We start from the raw sequence: 19037 nt of genomic DNA, 5'->3' as shown, positions 1-19037 counted from the left end.
GGCCACCACCCGGCATGCGGCCGGGTGCGGTTACAGCGCGCGGTGCTTGGCCTCGCCAAAGAACGGGGTGTGGTGGGCGCAGTCGTTCAGGCGCACCACTTCCAGGCTGTCCAGGTCCGGGCCTTCGAGCAGGTTGAGCGTGGTCGGGGCCTGGCGGAAGGTCCACAGCTTGCTGATCGGCAGGCCCAGGATCCGGCACAGGATGACGCGGTTGACCGCATCGTGGGCGACCAGCAGCAAGGTGTCGTCCGCACCCAGCTCCTCGGTGGCGCGGGCCAGGCCACGCCAGGAGCGGTCCAGCACCTGGCGCAACGATTCGCCGCCCGGCATCAGCACCGTGTCCGGCTCCTCGCGCCATGCGCGCAGGCGGGCCGGGTCCTTCTCGTGGATCTCGCTGGCAAGCAGCCCTTCCCACTCGCCGTGGGCGATTTCCTGCACGTCCGGATCGATCTGCAGGATGCCGGCGCGCTCCTCGCCCAGCGCGAGTTCGGCGGTGCGGCGTGCGCGCGACAGCGGCGAGGCAACCGCGCGGGTCACCGCCACGTCGCGCAGGCGCTCGCCCAGCGCCTTGGCCTGCGCCTCGCCCACCGGCGAGAGCGGAATGTCGATCTGGCCCTGGTAACGGCCTTCGGCGTTCCACGGCGTCTCGCCGTGGCGTGCAAGCAGGATACGCATGGAAACCCCTGTATCGGCAAACCGCCGCGCCGGAAGGGGCGCGGCGGGGTGCGCATCATACCCGCTCGCGACCGGTCAGTGGACCGGACGCGCGCGGCAACGCCTCAAGGGGCACCCACGCCCATCTCGCGCAGCAACTGCGGCGCCGGATACACCTCCTGCATGATCCAGCGCATGTAGCGCTGGTCCACCGAGATCATGCGGGTCATCGCCGGATCGAACACCCAGTTGGAACTCACCGATTCCCAGTTGCCGTCGAACGCCAATCCCACCAGCCGGCCATGCGCATCCAGCACCGGCGAACCGGAATTGCCGCCGGTGATGTCCAGGTCCGCCAGGAAGTTCACCGGCACCGAGCCCAGGCGCGGATCCTCAAGGCCACCATGGCGCTTGGCCGCCACGGCCTGCAGCAGCGCCTTGGGCGAATCGAACGGATCCTCGCCGGTGTCCTTGGCCACCACGCCCTCCAGGGTGGTGAAGGGGGTGTAGGCCACCCCGTCACGGGGCACGTAGCCGGTGACGTTGCCGAAGGTGATCCGCAGCGAGAGGTTGGCATCCGGATAGACGAAGCGCCCGTGGCTCTTCTTGTAGTCGGCCAGCGCCTGCAGGTAGACAGGACGCGCGGCAAGGTTGTGCCCGGCGCGGGTCTTGCGCTCGCGCTCCAGCTCCAGCAGCGTGGGCATCACCGCCACCGCGTACTGGATGGCGGGATCGTCGCTGGCCTCGAACGCGGCGCGGTCGGCCTGCATCCACTTCAGGCGCGCGGCGGTGTCGCCCAGGCCGGTATCGGCCAGGCGATCCAGCGCGCGCTGCACGGCGGCCGCATCATTGCCGCCCAGCCACGCATCCACGGCGGGCACGCGCTGGCCTGCGGGCAGCTCCAGGTAGGCATTGAGCCAATACGCCTGCAGCTGTCGGTCCATCGCCGGCACGTAGCGTCGCTCCAGCTGCTTCATCGCGCCTTCCAGCGCCGGCAGGTCGCGCTCCTGGTAGCCGGACTCGCGTTCGGCATCCGGCCGCTCCCGCTCGATCGACAGCCGGTACAGGCGCGTGGCCGCATTGAGCATGGCGGTGTTGTTGAACATCGCCAGGGCCAGGTCACGCTCGCGCGTGGCCTTGTTCTGCTCCAGCAGTTCAAGCAGGCGCGCGTGCGCGGCGATCGCGTCGGCGCCGTGCTTGCCCTGGCCCTTCAGCCAGGCCAGCACCGCCGCTTCTTCGGCATGCTTCTGCCCGGCCGCATCGATGCGCTTGAAGCCTTCCAGCTGGCCGGTGTAATTCTTGCTGGTGTTGTTCCAGCCGGCCATGTTGCTGGCGTACTTCACCGCGATGTCGGGGTCGGCCTCGCCCGCCGTTTCGACCAGCGCGATGAGGTTGCGGTAGTGGGAGGCGATGGACGGGTACACCACCTGGGCGGTGTGGTCGAACTCGGCCGCCAGCGCATAGCGGTTGGTCGAGCCCGGGTAGCCGGCCACCATCACGAAATCGCCCTCGCCCAGCGGCTGGTCGGCCAGTTTCAGCCAGCGCTTCGGCGCATACGGCACGTTGTCGGCTGCATACGCGGCAGGCTTGCCATCCTTGCCGACGTAGGCGCGATAGAACGCGAAGTCACCGGTATGCCGCGGCCACATCCAGTTGTCGATGTCGCCGCCATACTTGCCGACGCTGCCCGGCGGCGCGTACGCCAGGCGCACGTCGCGGATTTCCAGGTTCTTGAACAGGCGATAGGTGTTGCCGCCGGCGAAGCTGTACAGCCGGCAGCGGAAGCCGGCCTCGGCCTCGCAGTCCGCGACCAGCGCCTTCTCGAAATCCTCCAGGGCGCGGGTGCGGGCCAGTGCATCGTCGCCGGCCGCGGCAATGGCCGCACGCGCCTGGTCGGTGACGTCAGTGATCTGGTCGAGCACGAACACGCGCGCATTCGGGCCGGCGCTGACCTCGGCGGCACGGGTCGGTGCATTGAAGCCGTCCTGGATCAGGTTCTTCTGCGCGGTGGAATTGAGCTGGATGGCGCCGTAGGCACAGTGGTGGTTGGTCACCACCAGGCCCTGCGGGGAGACGAAGCTGGCGGTACAGCCGCCCAGCGCGACCACCGCGCCCATCGGGTCGCCGGTCAGGTCGGCCAGTTGCTGCGGCGACAGCTTCAGGCCGGCTGCTTCCAGCGGGCCAGCGATCTCCGGCAGTTGCTGCGGCACCCACATGCCCTCGCCCGCGTGGACGGCGGGGGCGGCGGCCAGCACGGCCAGGACGGAAACGGAGAGCAGGCGCATGCGCATGGGAAAGTTCCATGTGAAAGGATTTCCCCATTCTAGCCCGCTGCCAGTCCGCCGCCCCGTGACGGATGGCCTATACGGCACGCTCGGGGAGCGGACCGGGAAGGGGAATTGCCCGGCCTCTGACCGGCCCTGTCGCGATCACGACCTGAGGTGCGACAGCGGGCGTCGGCTCTGGAGGGCAGCCGTGCACGGCGGGAACCAGGAAGCCGAAGCCGGGCAGTGGTCGGCTTCGGAGGGAGCCGTGCGCAGCGGCGGGGACCAGGAAGCTGAAGCCACGCAGTGATCGGCTTCGGAGGGAGCCGTGGACGGCCGAGATCGGTGGGATGGTCGGCTTCGGAGGGGAGCCGCAAACGTGCGGGTGTGGCGTGACCGCTCGGGCGCACATCCATGTGCGCACTCGCTACCGCGGCCATCCATGGCCGCTGCCACGACACACCCGCACGTCCACGTCTTCGGCGTGCCTGTGCCTCCCCACTTGTAGGAGCCGGCCTTGCCGGCGACCGCGGCGTGGTGTGGTGTATCGCGATGCCGCAGCCTGCATCGCGGTCGCCGGCAAGGCCGGCTCCTACACGAACGAGTGCAGCGCACACGTCGGTGATGGGATGCGCGGTTTGCGGAAGCCGTTGCCGTCACAAACGAAGGTCGTGCCATCGACATACCGATGGACGTCGCCCGGCCGGGGGGATGGGGCAAGTGGCACAGGGATGTGTCACGGCCCCGAGTGCGCACATGGATGTGCGCCCGAGGGGTGCACCATCCCCACGGCCGGGCGGCGGCCCCGTCCGGAGCCTCACACATCAGGCGCACTTGCTCATGCGCCCGACGGGTGCACCATCCCCGGTCGGGCGACGGCCCCGTCCGGGGCCTCACACATCAGGCGCACTTGCTCATGCGCCCGAGGGGTGCACCATCCCCGGTCGGGCGGCGGCCCCATCCGGAGCCAGGCATCACAGGTGCCCGTGCTCGCCGCGCAGCAAAAGAAAAAGGCGCCCGAAGGCGCCTTTTCCCGCGGCCCGGAGGCCCCGCTCAGTTGCCCAGCGAAAGGGTCAGCACAACCCGATCGTCGGCCAGGTCACCAAACACGTCGCGGCCGGTGCCGTCCACGCCGTGGTAGGACAGCGCCGCGCTGAACAGGCCCCAGCTGCGGCTCACGCCCAGGCTCCAGTCGGTGTAATCGTCGGAATAGGCATTGTCGAACATGCTGCGGCCGACACTGGCATCCAGGCTGAAATCGTTCGGCAGGCCCCAGCTGGCGCCGCCGGCGACGTACAGCGAATCGGTATCCGAACCACCGAAGTCATCGCTGTAGGCGGCGGTCAGGCTGTAGGTCTCGACAAAGGTGGCGGTGGCGATCAACTCGTTGAAGTTCAGGCTCGCCGCTCCGGGATAGGTGTAGCGGTTGAGCATGATGTCGAAGTTGACCGACTCGCCCAGGTCGGTGTTGTAGCCGACGAAGTAATCGACCTCCATGTCCGGGTCGCCGGGGCCGAAATCGACGCCCGAGCCCCATACGCCGACGTAGACGCCGACCGGCGCGGTCCAGGTCAGGCCAGCCTGCACGGTCGGCTCCTCATCAGACTGCGACACGCCACGCCAGACGTAGTCGGACACGGCCGCGACCGACCAGGTCAACGGGGAATCTTCGCCTTCGTCCTGGGCGGACGCGGCGAAAGGAATAACGGTGGACAGCACAACAGCGAGCGAAGCGAGCTTGGACAGCTTCATCCGGAGTCTCCAGTGGGGGTTGTGGGGGTGGGGCCCCAGGTGTTCCCCGCCTGCGGCCCCATCGACGGTGTAACCCGACCGACCGCTGCAGTGCAACAATTTTTTAATGCGCGGCCGCAAATGCTCCGAACCGGACCGCCGCCACCCGCACCTGGCTGCCCGGCGGGTAGGCCGCGCCAGCGTCCACCGGAAGCTCCAGTTCGATTTCCTGATCCTGCCCTTCCAGCAACCTGGCCCGCAGGCGCAGGTGCGGACCACTGCGCTGGCTGCCCAGCACCAGGGCCGGCCAGCCCTCCTTGCCGATGCGCAGATCCTCCGGGCGCACGTACAGGTCCAGTGCCGCGTCCGCGGGCGTCCCGTCCACCGCCGGAAGCGACAGCCCGGCCACCTCGATGAGATCGCCATTGCGGCGCCCGCGCAGGCGGTTGACCGCGCCGACGAAGGAATACACGAACGGCGAGGCGGGCCGATCATAGGCTTCCGCCGGCGTGGCCAGCTGCTCGATCCGGCCACTGTTGAGGATCGCCACCCGGTCGGCCAGCTCCAGCGCCTCCTCCTGGTCATGGGTCACGAACACCGTGGTCAGGCCGGTGCGGTCGTGCAGCTCGCGCAGCCAGCGCCGCAGGTCGCGCCGGACCTGTGCGTCCAGCGCGCCAAAGGGCTCGTCCAGCAGCAGCACGCGCGGCTCGATCGCCAGCGCCCGGGCCAGGGCCACGCGCTGGCGCTGGCCACCGGACAACTGGGTCGGGTAGCGCCCGCCCAGGCCCTGCAACTGCACCAGCGACAGCAGCTCCTCCACCCGGTCGGCAATCCTTGCCGCCGGCCAGCGTTCGGCGCGTCGCCGCACCTTCAGCCCGAAGGCGATGTTGTCGGCCACGCTCATGTGCCGGAACAGCGCGTAGTGCTGGAACACGAAGCCGACCCGGCGGTCCTGCACCGCCAGGCGCGATGCGTCTTCGCCGCCGAACAGCACCCGGCCGCCGTCGGCATGCTCCAGCCCGGCGATGATCCGCAGCAGGGTGGTCTTGCCGGAGCCGGAAGGCCCCAGCAGGGCCAGCAGCTCGCCTTCTTCAACGTGCAGGTTGACGGACTCCAGCGCGGCGAAGGCACCAAAGCGCTTGTGCAGGTCCTGGATTTCGATGGTCATGGTTGGATGTCCTTCAGCGGTGGCGGTTGGCGGCGAGCGACTCGCCATGCCGCCATTCCAGGTAGGTCTTCAGCACCAGGGTGACCAGTGCGCTCAGCGCCAGCAGCGTGGCCGCGGCAAACGCGGCGCGGTAGGCGTATTCGTTGTAGAGGATCTCCACGTGCAGCGGCAGCGTGTTGGTGCGCCCGCGGATGTGGCCGGACACCACCGACACCGCGCCGAACTCGCCCATCGCGCGGGCACCGCACAACAGCACGCCGTACAGCAGGCCCCAGCGGATGTTGGGCAGGGTCACCCGCCAGAAGGTCTGCCATCCGCTGGCGCCCAGGCTCAGCGCGGCCAGCTCCTCGTCGCTGCCCTGCTGTTCCATCAGCGGCATCAGCTCGCGGGCGATGAACGGGAAGGTGACGAACACCGTGGCCAGCACGATGCCCGGCAGCGCAAACACGATGCGCGGCAACTGCAGGTGCACCTGCCCGACCACCGGCAACTCCAGCAGCACTCCGGGGTCGATCAGCGGATACGCCCAGCCGTGCGCGCCGAAAATCAGGATGAACACCAGGCCGGCGACCACCGGCGACACCGCAAAGGGAAGATCGATCAAGGTCACCAGCCAGCGCTTGCCGGGGAACTCGTGCTTGCTCACCACCCAGGCGGCCGCCACGCCGAACACCAGGTTCAGCGGCACCACGATGGCGGTCACCAGCAATGTGAGCTTGACCGCCGCCAGAGCGTCGGGTTCGCTGATCGCCTTCACGAAGGCCGTGACACCTCCGCGCAGCGCCTCGCTGAACACCAGCACCAGTGGCAGCAGCAGGAACGAGAGCAGGAAGCCCAGGGCCGCGGTGATCAGCAGGACCTGGGCCCAGCGCGGCTCGGTGGTGGGCGATGCCGGCCGGCGCGTTGCTGCGATGGACGGACGTGGCAGCGGAATCTTCGAGGCCGGCACGTCGATGGCCGCGGGAACGGGAATGGTCATGCTCAGCCTCCTGCCCGGCGTTCGCCGCGCGCCAGCCGTGACTGCAGCGAGTTGATGACCAGCAGCAGGGCGAAGGACAGCAGCAGCATCGCCACGGCAATGGCGGTGGCGCCGGCGTAGTCGAACTCCTCCAGCTTGATCGTGATCAGCAGCGGCGCGATCTCCGACACCTGCGGGATATTGCCGGCGATGAAGATCACCGAGCCGTACTCGCCAACACCGCGTGCAAACGCCAGTGCGAACCCGGCCAGCACCGCCGGCCAGACCGCAGGCAGCACCACCCGGGTCACCGTCTGCCAGCGCCCGGCGCCCAGGCTGGCGGCCGCCTCCTCCAGCTCGCGCTCGGTCTCCACCAGCACCGGCTGCACGACCCGCACCACGAATGGCAGGCCGATGAACACCAGGGCCACGGTGATGCCGATCGGGGTGTAGGCGACCTTGACCCCGACCGACTCCAGCCACTGCCCGATCCAGCCGTTGGGGCCGTACAGCGCGGTCAGCGCGATCCCCGCCACCGCGGTGGGCAATGCGAACGGCAGGTCGATCATCGCGTCGAACAGGCGCCGGCCCGGAAACCGGTAGCGCACGAACACCCAGGCCACCAGCGTTCCCATCACCGCGTTGAACACTGCCGCCGCCAGTGCGGTACCGAAGCTCAACCGCAACGAGGCCAGCACCCTGGGCTCGGTCCAGATGTTCCACAACCCGGCCCAGCCCAGCTGGGTCGAATACAGGAACACGCTGGCCAGCGGGATCAGGACGATCAGGCCGAGCCAGGCCAGGGTGTAACCCAGGCCCAGGCCGAAACCGGGGATGACCCGGCGGTGGCGCGCGGGTCGCACCGCGCCGGTATACGGCGGCGGCGAAATCCGGGGGTGGAGTGTGGTGCTGGACATGTCTTTCGCTTCCTCTGCAACGGCCGTCTCGGACGCGCCTGGCCCAGCCGGGGTGGCTGCGGGCTCCGCGGCCACCCCGGCTTTGGCAACGCCTTACTTCCCGGTCTGGATCCGGTCGAACTCACCGCCGTCGGCAAAGTGGCGCTTCTGCGCCGTCGCCCACGAACCGAATGCACCGTCGATGGTCACCAGCTCCACCTTGGGGAAACGGGCGACATCCTCCGGCGCGGCATGCTCGGGATGGCGCGGACGGTAGTAGTGCTTGGCCGCCAGGCGCTGCCCCACCGGCGAATACAGGTACTCCAGGTAGGCCTGCGCGACCTCGCGGGTGCCATGCTTGTCAACGTTGCGGTCCACCAGCGCCACCGGCGGCTCGGCCAGGATCGACAGCGACGGCACGATGATGTCGAACTTGTCCGGGCCCAGTTCCTCGATCGACAGGAACGCCTCGTTTTCCCACGCCAGCAACACGTCGCCGATGCCGCGCTGGACGAAGGTGGTGGTGGAGCCACGCGCGCCGGTATCGAGCACCGGGACGTTGCGGAACAGCGCGGTCATGAAGTTGCGCACCTTGGCCTCGTCACCCTTGAAGATGCGCTCGGCAAACGCCCAGGCCGCCAGGTAGTTCCAGCGCGCGCCGCCGGAGGTCTTCGGATTGGGGGTGATGACCTTGACGTTGGAGCGCAGCAGGTCCGGCCAGTCCTTGATGTTCTTGGGATTGCCCTTGCGTACCAGGAACACGATGGTCGAGGTGTACGGCGCGCTGTTGTTGGGCAGCCTTTGCTGCCAGCTGCTGGGGAACAGCTTGGCGCGCTCGGCGATGGAGTCGATGTCGTAGGCCAGCGCCAGGGTGACCACGTCGGCTTCGAGGCCGTCGATCACGCTGCGCGCCTGCTTGCCCGAGCCGCCGTGCGAAGCCTCGACCGTCACCTTCTGGCCGCGGGTCTTCTGCCAGTGGTCGGCAAAGGCCGCGTTGTACTCGCGATAGAGCTCGCGGGTGGGGTCGTAGGACACGTTGAGCAGTTGCAGGTCCTTGGCGAAGGCGCCGGCCGCCAGGGTCAGGCCGAACGTGGCCGCCGCGACCAGGGCCGCGCGGCGGCGGAGGATGCTGGGAATCTTCATGGGTTGTCTCCGTTGGATATGGCGGGAAGGCGGATCAGAACGACACCTGGAGGCGCGAGAACACCGCCTTTTCGGTAGGACGATCGTTGCCGGCGGCAGCGCCGCCCTGGAAATCGGTATGCAGGTAGTTCAGGACCAGCTTGAGGTTGCCGGTGAGGTACCAGTTGACGCCGGCACTCCAGCCTTCGGCCTTGCGCGCGGCCACCGAGGGATCGGCGAACAGGGGGAAGGCGGCATCGTCGACATCCAGCACGCCGTAGCGGCCAACGATCTCGAACGCGCCCAGGCTTTCGCCCGGCTTGAACGGCCGCGACGGACGCACGCCGCGGAACCCGGCGTCCTCGCCGGTAAGCACCCAGCCCACCGTGCCCTGCCAGGCGGTGTTCTTCAGCTCGGCACGGGTGCCGCCGACCACGACCTCCTGCTTGGACTCGATGTACTCGGCCAGCAGCCCGAACGGCCCGCGGTACACGTAACCCTGCGGCGAGAACCGGGTATGCCGGCCATCGGCCGCGACCGCCGAGCGGTAGTTGAAGAACTGCTGCTGCGCCTGCGAGCGGAAGCGCGGCAGGAAGTTGTTGCCGGTGCCTTCCTTGTCGCCCACGCTGCCGCCGATGCCGAAGCCGATGCCCTTCACCGGCTCGAAGAACACCCGGCCGGCGAACTCGAAGTTGTCGTCCGGATTGGCGGTGGCGCCGTCGCGCCCGTCCGGGGCGCCGTTGTACACGCCCACGGTGTAGTTGACCTTGCCGCCGGCCACCTCGCCCTGCACCTGCACGCCCAGCTCGCGGTTGGGCGCCAGCTCGGTCGGGAAGATCCGCTCGATCAGCGCCGTGGCATTGCCCGACTGCAGGCGTTCCAGGCCCACCGGGCCCTTCACCTTGCCGGCGCGCACGGTGAAGGCCGGGTCGAACTTCAGGTCCACGTAGGCATCGACGATGCTGGCGCTGTCGCCCGCAAACTCCGGGGTGAGGCGGAAGCCCACCAGCTTGCCCAGCGACCCCTCGATGGTCGGGCGGATGCGGCGGAACAGGAAGGTGTCGTTGGCACCGATGTCGTTGTCGAAGAACCGCGCATCGCCCTGCACCAGGCCGCGGAACTTGAACTCGTACTGGCCGTCGCCGGACTTGATCGCCGCGCCGCCGCTACCGGCGGTGACCACCGGGGTGGCCTTTTCCTTCGCGGCCAGAGCCTCTTGCTTCAGCTCCAGGTTGCGCTCCAGCGTGCGCAGGCGCTGGTCCAGCTCAGCCACGTCCAGCGGCTGGCCATCCGGCGTGCTGGCGACAGCCGCGGCACCGGCCTGGCGCTGTTCCAGCAGCTCAAGGCGCCGCAGCAGATCCTCCAGGGCAGGCTGGCCCTGGGCATTGGCAGGCGCGGCCAGGACCACCGCGATGGCGGCCGCGAGCCAGAGGGAGGGCCGGGTTGCGGCGGCCCGAGGTGTCGCATTCAGGTAAGGCATCTTGCAGTTTCCCCGTCAGTAAGGCCTCTGGCCGACGGGGAGATACTGCGTATTCAGGTTTCTCGCGGGAAATGAATCCGCGGGGGGTTCTTATACCCAGGCCGCATGAAGGCGCCGCCCGGTTTGCGGGTTCCGCCCGCCCTGACAACGGCTACTGGCGGGTGCCCGCCGGGTCACTCGGCAGCGGCAGGCACCGCTGCGGCTTCGGCCGGCGCCGCGGTCTGGGCGCCACGGGCCACGCGCACGCCACGCGCCTTCATCCAGGCGTCGAACTCGTCGGCGGTCATGCGCTTGCCGCCCTGGCTCATGTCGAAACGCCACGGCGTGTTGTCGAATTCGGTCTGCGGCTTGTAGGCGGCCGGGTCGTTCGGGCTGGCCGTCGCAGACGTGGCCGGCAGCGCCCTGGCAACGTCGCGACACCCCTCGATGCGCAGCCGCAACAGCACCCGGTCCAGCGCCTGCGAGGCGTCATTGGCGGGAGCCAGCACGCCGGAGGGCATGCCCAACTGCGAGGGACGCGTGACCAGTTCGGACGCCACCGGCGGGGCCACAGTGGACGGCAGTTGCAGTGGCTGCGGGATGGTGGGTCCGGCGCAGTTCATGGCAGCGTTGGCCGCAGCAGGCGCAAGGGTGGAGGCGAAGGCCAGCAATCCGATGGCGATGACGCGCATGGCAAGAGTCTTCCCGGGTGCAGGCGCCGAGTGTAGGTAGCGCCCTGCAGCGATACAAGGACACGGCGCACATTGCCCGCAGCATGCGATGCACTCCACCGGGGCCCAACATGCACGAAGCCCGGGAGGCAGGCCTCCCGGGCTTCGCTCACTCGCCCCGCGCGTACTGGCCATAACGGCCATCAGACACGGGGTGCCAGGAACAGGCCCGGCGTTTTCAGCGCGTTACGATTGCTCGTGTCGCACTCAGTTCTGCACGTTCAGCTCGGTGCGACGGTTCTTCGCACGGCCTTCCGGGTTGTCCGAACCATCAGCGTTGGTGTTCGGCGCAATCGGACGGCTCTCGCCGTAGCCGGTCGGGCCGACCAGGCGCGAAGCGGCGACACCATTGCTGGTCAGGTAGTCGTACACGGCGCGGGCGCGACGCTCGGACAGGCCCTGGTTGTAGGCATCGGTACCCTTCGAGTCGGTGTGACCGGCCACTTCCACGCGCAGGTCCGGGTAACGCTTCAGGATCTCGGTGGCCTCGGACAGGATCGCCACCGCGTCCGGGCGCAGGGTCGACTTGTCGAAGTCGAAGTTCACGCCCTTCAGGTCGATCGACACCGGCACCGGGCAGCCGTCCGGACCGATGGCCTGGCCAGCCTGCGAACCGGGGCACTTGTCGTCGCAGTTGTTGACGCCGTCACCGTCGTCGTCCAGGTCGGCGCAGCTCGGCGCGACCGGAGCCGGAGCCGGCGGCGGGGCGGCCATCGGGGCCGGGCCCAGCGGAATCACCACACCGACCGAGGCCAGCACGTCGCCGAACCAGTCCTCGTCGCGGCCGGCCAAGGCCGGGTTGACGCTCTGGTCGTCGAAGTCGGCACGGTAGGCCAGTTCGGCGCGCACGGCTGCGCGGTTGTTGAGGGAGGTCTGCAGGCCGACACCGACCTTGGCGGCCAGGTTGCCGTCCTCGCGCTGCGCCGGCGAATTCGGGCTGGCGATCACATACTCTTCTTCGGTGCGCTGATAGCCGACACCGAACAACAGGTAGGGGTTCCAGCCGCGGGCTTCATTGATGAAGTGGCGACGGAAGTCCAGCGAAACGCCGTACTGGCTCCAGTTCAGGTCGGTGTTGCTGTCGAAACCGGGGTTCTGGTAGTTCAGCTCACCATCCACCGACCAGGTCGGGCTGATGAACTTGCCCAGGCCAAGGCTGCCGAACGGCACGTCTTCGGTACCACGGTCGTTGTCCTGGAAGTTGAAGCCGACCGCGCCAGTCAGGTACCAGCGATCGTCGAACTCCTGTGCGGATGCGGACTGTGCGACAGCCAGGCCGCCCAGCAGCGCGACGGTCAGAAGTTTCTTGTTCATCTAAAGCTCCTTGATGATTCAGGGGGATCGAAGAAACCTAGGAGTGCCTCAGGGTTCTCTCGCTATACAGACATCGCCGCCGTTGGCAGCGGATATCCCTGACGGCCGTTCAGTCACGTCGTCGCGGCGAAGGTTAGGCGGGGGAACGTGAAGACCGCGTTAACGGTACGCTAACATGTGAAAGAGCGCGCACGGCGCCAGTTTGCACGAGGACAAAGCCTGCCGTCGATCCAGCCTGGGCCACGGCACGTATGATGGGCCGGCCCGGCCGGAGACACCCCATGAAGGCCATCGCGCTGACCCGCTACCTGCCCGTCGACCATCCGTCCGCACTGGAGGACGTCGAGCTGCCGCGCCCTGAGCCGGGCCAACAGGATCTGCTGGTGCGGGTCGAAGCGGTGTCGGTCAATCCGGTCGACACCAAGCTGCGGGCTCCCGGCCCCCCGCCGGAGTCGCGGCCACGGGTCCTGGGCTTCGACGCCGCCGGTGTGGTCGAGGCGGTCGGCCCCGGCGTGAGCCTGTTCCAGCCCGGCGACGAGGTCTATTACGCCGGCGACATCACCCGGCCCGGCTGCAACGCCCAATATCATCTGGTGGACGAGCGCCTGGCAGGCGCCAAGCCGACCACCCTGGATTTCGCCGCCGCTGCCGCCCTGCCCCTGACCACACTCACCGCCTGGGAACTGCTGTTCGAGCGCATGCCCTTCGCATTCGACGCCGACAACCGCGGGCGCCGCCTGCTGGTGATCGGCGGCGCCGGCGGCGTGGGCTCGATCGCGATCCAGCTGGCGCGCCGGGCCGGCTTCACCGTGGTGGCCACCGCCTCGCGCCCGCAGAGCCGGGACTGGTGCCTGGCGATGGGCGCCCACCACGTGATCGACCATCGCCAGCCACTGGCGCCCCAGTTGCACAGCCTGGGCATGGACCAGGTGGACGCGGCGATCAACCTGGCCGATACCGACGGCTACTGGGACGCGCTGGGCCAGTTGCTCGCTCCCCAGGGCCATGTCGGGCTGGTGGTGGAGCCGGCAGGCGCGCTGCGCATCGGTGACCCGTACAAGGCCAAGTGCATCGGCATCCATTGGGAATTCATGTTCGCCCGCCCGAAGTTCCGCACCCAGGACATGATCGAGCAGCACCGGATCCTCAACCGCGTGGGCGCCCTGGTCGAGGCCGGGCAACTGCAGACCACGCTGTCAGAGGTGCTGGGGCCGATCTGCGCGGCCGGCCTGCGCCAGGCGCACCAGCGGCTGGAATCCGGGACCACTGTAGGCAAGCTGGTCCTGGCCGGCTGGACGTAACCGGCCGCAGCGGCCGCCTCCAGGGCGATCTGCGGGAGCCGGGCATGGGCTCGGCACCAGCGTTGACACGCGTTTGCCGAGCCCCGCAGCGCGGTTTCAAGGACTGAATGATGGCCGGTTGTCAAGGACAATCGTTCAGTTTTCGTTCGGCAATGCCCCCCTATTGTGCGCGCCACTTCGATCCGCCCCCCATCTACTGGTGGATCCGCCGGCCTTCAGATGCCGGCACCCCGGGCGACCCGTGGAAGGTCGCCTCCCCATGACGCCCCGCCAGCACCTGCCACTCCCCCGCGCATCGGGAGGAGGAAAGCCGGGCGGCGAAGACGGAGCAAGGAGCAACCCATGAAACTGGCCTGGATCCTCTGGCTGTCGCAGTTCATGCCGCAGCCAGCCGCCGATTCCCTGTGCCTGAGCACGACCGTGTACCTGGAGGCGCGCGACCAGAGCGTTCGCGGCCAGCAGGCGGTCGCCGAAGTGGCCCTGCGCCGCCTGGACAGCGGGCTGTGGGGCGACTCGATGTGCGACGTCGTCACCGCACGCAAGCAGTTCGCGCCGACCATCGTCTCGCCCAACACCCGCCTGCGCAACATGGATGCCTGGAACCGCTCGGTGAACGTGGCCCTGCGCGCAGAGCGCAACTGGGCCCTGCCGGTGGGCCAGCGCGAGGAGATCGTGCCCGGCGCCAGCCACTTCGCCGCCCACGCCATCGCCAGCCCGAGCTGGGCCAACTCCTACCAGGTGGCGATCATCGGCGACCACACTTTCTACCGGGTACAGCGGCTGCGGCCACGCACCTGAGTGTCCTGCCGGTGCGATGCTCCGGCAGCGCGCGCGACACGGATGACCCCGCATAATCGCGGGGTCTTCTTTTTCGCCAGAAAGGATCCCGCATGAAGCTCTATACCAAGCCCGGCGCCTGTTCCACGGCAGTGCACATCGACCTGTGCTGGACCGCACAGCCATTCGAGGTGGAGGTGATGGACGCCGAGGGGATGAAGGCACCCGACTTCCGCGCGCTGAACCCGTCGGGCTCGGTGCCGGTGCTGGTCGACGGCGATTTCGTCCTTACCCAGAACGCCGCCATCGTCGGCTACATCGCCGACCGCTTCCCCGCCGCCGGCCTGGCCGGCGACGGCAGCGCACGCCAGCGGGCCGAGGCAACGCGCTGGTTGTCGTTCGTCAACTCCGACCTGCACCCCGCGTTCCGGCCGCTGTTCGTCCCCGGCGCCTTCATTGCCGACCCGGCCCAGCACGCGGCGCTGGCCGCCACCACCCGGGAACGGCTGCGCGGCCTGTACCAGGCCGCCGACGCACGGCTGGGGCAGGAACAATGGCTGGCCGGGTTCCGCAGCTTCGCCGACCCTTACCTGTTCGTGACCCTGGGTTGGGCCGAACGCCTGGGCGTGAACCTGGCCGGGCTGGAGCAGCTGGCCGCCTTCCGCCAGCGCATGCATGCCGACGCCGGCGTGCAGCGCGCGCTCAAGGCCGAAGGCCTGGCCTGACCCTTCAACCCGTCGTGGCCCGGCCAGTCCGGGCCATGTGGCGGACGTGCCCGGCGTTCGTGCGGGCACGGCGCCGGCGCAGCCCGGGAGGCTCAGGTCGGATCCGGCTCCAGCGCCCGGAGCAGCCCGGCAGCATCGAAGCCGCTCGGTACCGGTTCGATCAGCCCCTGGGCCAGCAACTGGTCCAGCACGTCCTCCGCCGCGCGGACGCCGGCAGCAACTGCGCGCAGTTCCGGCAGCGTGCGCTGGCCGTCAACCATCAGCAGCACGGTCCGCAGTGGCGGCGGCAGGCGCCGGGTCCGGTCGCGGATTTCCTCCCGCCCGGCATCGGTCTTGCGATAGATTCCTTCGCGCATCGTCCCTCCCCCCCGGGAATACGTCCGCGGACAATATCACCCGCGCTGGCCGAGCGGGACGAACTCCCGGTCCTCGGGCCCGGTGTAATGCGCGCTGGGCCGGATGATCTTGCCGTCGGTGCGCTGCTCGATCACGTGCGCGCTCCAGCCGCAGGTGCGGGCGATCACGAACAGCGGCGTGAACATCGCGGCCGGAACCCCCATCGCGTGGTAGCTGACCGCGCTGTACCAGTCCAGGTTGGGGAACATCCGCTTGATGTCCCACATCACCGTCTCCAGGCGTTTGGCGATGTCGAACATTTCCATGCTGCCCTGTTCGGCTGACAGGTCGCCTGCCACCTGCCTGATCACCTGGTTGCGCGGATCAGCCACCGTGTAGACCGGATGGCCGAAGCCGATCACCACTTCCCTGCGCGCCACCCTAGCCCGGATGTCGGCCTCGGCCGCGTCGGGAGTGTCGTAGCGCTGCTGCACCTCGAAGGCGACCTCGTTGGCGCCGCCGTGCCGGAAACCGCGCAACGCGCCGATCGCGCCGGCAATGCACGAGTGCATGTCGCTGCCGGTGCCCGCGATCACCCGTGCGGCGAAAGTGGAGGCGTTGAATTCATGTTCCGCGTACAGGATCAGCGAGGTGTGCATCGCGCGCACCCACGATGGGCGGGGTTGGCGCCCGTGCAGCAGGTGCAGGAAGTGGCCACCGATGGAGTCGTCGTCGGTTTCCACCTCGATCCGGCGGCCGTCACGGCTGTAGTGGTACCAGTACAGCAGCATCGAGCCGAGACTGGCCAGCAGGGCATCGGCAATGTCGCGCGCGCCGGCATGGGTGTGATCGTCGCTCTCCGGCCGCACGCAGCCCAGCGCCGATACGCCGGTGCGCATCACGTCCATCGGGTGGGCGCTGGCCGGCAACTGCTCGAGCACCGCCTTCACCGCCGGGGGGATGCCACGCAACGCCTTGAGCCGGGTCTTGTAACCGTCCAGTGCAGCCCGGTCAGGCAGGCTGCCGTGCACCAGAAGGTAGGCGACCTCCTCGAACTCGCAGCCGGTCGCCAGGTCGAGGATGTCGTAGCCGCGGTAGCGCAGGTCGTTGCCACTGCGGCCCACCGTGCACAGGGCGGTGGTGCCGGCCACGGTGCCGGACAGCGCGACCGACTTCTTCGGCCTGGAATGGGTGGTGGTGTCGTTCATCAGCGGCCCTCCCGATCCTGTCGCCGCGGTTTCCCGTCGGCGGGAAACGTCACTTCTTTGCCATGAACAATGCATCCAGCCGCTGTTCGAAGGCGTGATAGCCGATGCGGTCGTACAGCTCTTCGCGGGTCTGCATCGAATCGACCACCGCCTGCTGGTGGCCATCGCGGCGGATGGCCGCGTACACGCCCTCCGCGGCCTTGTTGGCAGCCCGGAATGCCGACAGCGGGAACAGCTGGATGGCAACCCCGGCCCGAGCCAGTTGCTCGCGGCTGAACAGCGGGGTCGCGCCGAACTCGGTGATGTTGGCCAGCACCGGCACCTTCACCGCGTCGACGAAGCGGCGGTAGGTGTCCAGGTCGCCCGCCGCCTCGGCAAAGATGCCGTCGGCGCCGGCCTCCACGCAGGCCACGGCGCGCGCGATCGCCGCATCCACGCCGTCGACCGCGATGGCGTCGGTGCGGGCGATCAGGAAGAACGCCGGGTCGGTCTTCGCATCCGCGGCCGCCTTGATCCGGTCGACCATCTCGCCCTGCGACACGATTTCCTTTCCCGGGCGGTGGCCGCAGCGCTTGGCCCCGACCTGGTCCTCGATGTGGCACGCGGCCGCCCCGGCCTTGATCAGCGACCTGACCGTACGCGCGATGTTGAACGCGCTCGGCCCGAAGCCGGTGTCGATATCCACCAGCAGCGGCAGCGCGCACACATCGGTGATGCGGCGGGTGTCGATGAGCACGTCTTCCAGGGTGTTGATGCCCAGGTCCGGCATGCCCAGCGAGCCGGCCGCCACGCCGCCACCGGACAGGTAGAGCGCACGGTAGCCGGCACGTTGCGCAAGCAAGGCGTGGTTGGCGCTGGTCGCGCCGACCACCTGCAAGGGCGATTCGGCGCCCAGCGCGGCGCGGAACTTCGCGCCCGGTGTGGCGGCGGTGCCGGCGGAAGCGAGCGTCATGATGCGGTTCCTCGACCGTGGCAGTGGCGGACGCCGGCGCGACGGCCGCGTCCGCCGCAATGTGGCACTCTGCCACGGGTTGATCAATCTTGATCCGGAAAATCAACACATCCATGGACAACGATCTGGTCCCCGCCGCCGAAGCCTGCCGCTTGCTGGGCATCAGCCGGTCCACGCTGTATGCCTACGTGAGTCGCGGCCTGCTTGAATCGCGCCCGGGACACGACCACCGCAGCCGCGGCTACCTGCGGCGCGACGTGGAGCGCCTGGCGCAGCGCAAGCGGCTGGGTCGCGGCCCGGCCCGCGGCGCCGCGCAAAGCCTGGATCGTGGCCTGCCGGTGCTGGAAACCCGGATCTCGCTGATCCGCCCGGACGGCCCGTATTACCGTGGCCGCTCGGCCGTCGCCGCGGTGCGCGCCGGCGCCACCCTGGAGGACACCGCGCGGCTGCTGTGGGACTGCGGCAGCCAGGACCCCTTCGCCGATCCGCCCGGTGACTGGCCGGCACGCGTGGTCGCCCTGGCCATCGACACCGAGCTGCCGCCGGTGGCGCGGGCGATGGCGGTGATTCCGCTGCTGGCCCTGCAGGTGCCGCACTCGTTCCAGGCCGACCCTGCCACCCGCCGCGCCCTTGCCGCGACCCTGCTGCGCCAGAACGCTGCGCTGATGGTGGCGCGGCGTCCGGCCGGTCCCGTGCACCGGCTGCTGGCCGATGCCTGGCGCCCGGGCGATGCTGCGTTTGCCGAACTGGTCCGCGCCGCCCTGGTGCTGTGTGCCGACCACGAGCTCAACGTCTCGGCCTTCGCCGCGCGCGTGGTCGCTTCCACCGGCGCGCATCTGCACGCCACCGTGTGCGCCGGCCTGTCGGCGCTGTCCGGCCCGCGCCATGGCGGTGCCACCGCGCGGGTCTATGCCCTGCTCGAGGACGCCCGCCAGTGCAGCGACATCGGCCGACTCGTCGCGGGCCGCTGGAAGCGTGGCGAGGACCTGCCCGGCTTCGGCCACGCGCTCTATCCGGATGGCGATCCGCGCGCCATCGAACTGCTGGCGATGTTGCGCAACGCCCCGGTGGAGGCCGGCGCCCTGCACCTGGTCGACGCCGTCATCGCTGCCGCCGAAGCACACAGTGGTCGCCGGCCGAACGTGGACTTCGCCCTGGCGGCCACCTGCCACGCCCACCGCCTGCCGGCCGAGCCGGCCCTGGCGATGTTCGCCACCAGTCGCCTGGCCGGGTGGCTGGCACACGCATTGGAGCAGCAGGCACAGGGGCGGCTGATCCGGCCACGCGCCCGCTACACCGGGGTCATGCCGGATGCGCACGCGGCCGATGCGGGCCGGGACCACCCTGGCGCCTGACTCGCCCGCCCCTGCGGCGAGCGGCAGGCCGCGTGCTGATCTCTCCTGTGCATCCATACGCAAAGCCATATCACTCCGCGCGGTTT

At 69.1% G+C, this 19037-nt stretch carries 17 protein-coding genes; 4 read left to right on the top strand and 13 right to left on the bottom strand.

Annotated features, from left to right (window positions below):
• Positions 1–30: 30 nt before the first annotated feature.
• The 10 genes from ACEJ41_RS03510 to ACEJ41_RS03465 all read right to left on the bottom strand — a co-directional run bounded on the left by ACEJ41_RS03510 (position 31) and on the right by ACEJ41_RS03465 (position 12297).
• Complete coding sequence (locus ACEJ41_RS03510) at positions 31–675, bottom strand: histidine phosphatase family protein (RefSeq protein ID WP_374013412.1); 645 nt, start codon at positions 673–675, stop codon at positions 31–33.
• Positions 676–779: 104 nt separating this feature from the next.
• On the bottom strand, positions 780–2945 hold the full coding sequence (locus tag ACEJ41_RS03505; RefSeq protein ID WP_374013411.1) for a S46 family peptidase: 2166 nt from the start codon (positions 2943–2945) through the stop codon (positions 780–782).
• 1026 nt (positions 2946–3971) lie between these two features.
• Positions 3972–4670 (bottom strand): TorF family putative porin, encoded by a 699-nt coding sequence (locus tag ACEJ41_RS03500; RefSeq protein ID WP_374013410.1) that lies wholly within the window; start codon positions 4668–4670, stop codon positions 3972–3974.
• Positions 4671–4773: 103 nt separating this feature from the next.
• Complete coding sequence (locus tag ACEJ41_RS03495) at positions 4774–5817, bottom strand: sulfate/molybdate ABC transporter ATP-binding protein (RefSeq protein WP_374013409.1); 1044 nt, start codon at positions 5815–5817, stop codon at positions 4774–4776.
• A gap of 13 nt (positions 5818–5830) precedes the next feature.
• Positions 5831–6796: a sulfate ABC transporter permease subunit CysW gene (cysW, locus tag ACEJ41_RS03490; protein ID WP_374013408.1), complete on the bottom strand. Its 966-nt coding sequence runs from the start codon at positions 6794–6796 to the stop codon at positions 5831–5833.
• Between the two features lie 2 nt (positions 6797–6798).
• A complete protein-coding gene (gene cysT / locus ACEJ41_RS03485) occupies positions 6799–7692 on the bottom strand; it encodes a sulfate ABC transporter permease subunit CysT (RefSeq protein WP_374013407.1) in 894 nt (297 codons plus the stop codon).
• Between the two features lie 93 nt (positions 7693–7785).
• Entirely contained in the window at positions 7786–8814 is a 1029-nt protein-coding gene (locus ACEJ41_RS03480; RefSeq protein WP_374013406.1) for a sulfate ABC transporter substrate-binding protein, read from the bottom strand.
• 34 nt (positions 8815–8848) lie between these two features.
• Positions 8849–10273 (bottom strand): OprO/OprP family phosphate-selective porin, encoded by a 1425-nt coding sequence (locus ACEJ41_RS03475; protein ID WP_374013405.1) that lies wholly within the window; start codon positions 10271–10273, stop codon positions 8849–8851.
• Positions 10274–10446: 173 nt separating this feature from the next.
• A complete protein-coding gene (locus tag ACEJ41_RS03470) occupies positions 10447–10944 on the bottom strand; it encodes a hypothetical protein (protein WP_374013404.1) in 498 nt (165 codons plus the stop codon).
• A 246-nt stretch (positions 10945–11190) separates the two neighbouring features.
• Positions 11191–12297, bottom strand: coding sequence for an OmpA family protein (locus tag ACEJ41_RS03465; RefSeq protein WP_374013403.1), 1107 nt, complete (start codon positions 12295–12297; stop codon positions 11191–11193).
• Between the two features lie 281 nt (positions 12298–12578).
• Here ACEJ41_RS03465 and ACEJ41_RS03460 point away from each other — a divergent pair, with 281 nt between their 5' ends.
• From ACEJ41_RS03460 to ACEJ41_RS03450, 3 genes are all read left to right on the top strand, one after another.
• A complete protein-coding gene (locus ACEJ41_RS03460; RefSeq protein ID WP_374013402.1) occupies positions 12579–13598 on the top strand; it encodes a zinc-binding alcohol dehydrogenase family protein in 1020 nt (339 codons plus the stop codon).
• A 342-nt stretch (positions 13599–13940) separates the two neighbouring features.
• Positions 13941–14396 carry a cell wall hydrolase gene (locus tag ACEJ41_RS03455; RefSeq protein ID WP_374013401.1) on the top strand — a complete coding sequence of 152 codons (456 nt, stop codon included), beginning with the start codon at positions 13941–13943 and terminating at the stop codon, positions 14394–14396.
• Between the two features lie 92 nt (positions 14397–14488).
• Positions 14489–15100, top strand: coding sequence for a glutathione S-transferase family protein (locus tag ACEJ41_RS03450; protein ID WP_374013400.1), 612 nt, complete (start codon positions 14489–14491; stop codon positions 15098–15100).
• Between the two features lie 92 nt (positions 15101–15192).
• On the opposite strand, the gene ACEJ41_RS03445 is transcribed toward ACEJ41_RS03450, so the two are convergent.
• Genes ACEJ41_RS03445 through prpB form a run of 3 tightly spaced genes read right to left on the bottom strand, consistent with a single transcriptional unit; the run spans position 15193 to position 17596 of the window.
• Positions 15193–15456: a hypothetical protein gene (locus ACEJ41_RS03445; RefSeq protein WP_374013399.1), complete on the bottom strand. Its 264-nt coding sequence runs from the start codon at positions 15454–15456 to the stop codon at positions 15193–15195.
• A 36-nt stretch (positions 15457–15492) separates the two neighbouring features.
• Positions 15493–16644, bottom strand: coding sequence for a 2-methylcitrate synthase (gene prpC, locus ACEJ41_RS03440; protein WP_374013398.1), 1152 nt, complete (start codon positions 16642–16644; stop codon positions 15493–15495).
• A 49-nt stretch (positions 16645–16693) separates the two neighbouring features.
• A complete protein-coding gene (gene prpB / locus ACEJ41_RS03435; protein ID WP_374013397.1) occupies positions 16694–17596 on the bottom strand; it encodes a methylisocitrate lyase in 903 nt (300 codons plus the stop codon).
• Between the two features lie 113 nt (positions 17597–17709).
• Between prpB and ACEJ41_RS03430 the strand changes: the two genes are divergently transcribed.
• Positions 17710–18951 (top strand): citrate synthase family protein, encoded by a 1242-nt coding sequence (locus tag ACEJ41_RS03430; RefSeq protein WP_374013396.1) that lies wholly within the window; start codon positions 17710–17712, stop codon positions 18949–18951.
• The last annotated feature ends 86 nt before the right edge of the window (positions 18952–19037 follow it).

The sequence above is a fragment of the Pseudoxanthomonas koreensis genome, assembly GCF_041890415.1.
Classification (GTDB): domain Bacteria; phylum Pseudomonadota; class Gammaproteobacteria; order Xanthomonadales; family Xanthomonadaceae; genus Pseudoxanthomonas; species Pseudoxanthomonas koreensis_A.
This window is presented reverse-complemented; position numbering and strand designations above follow the sequence as displayed.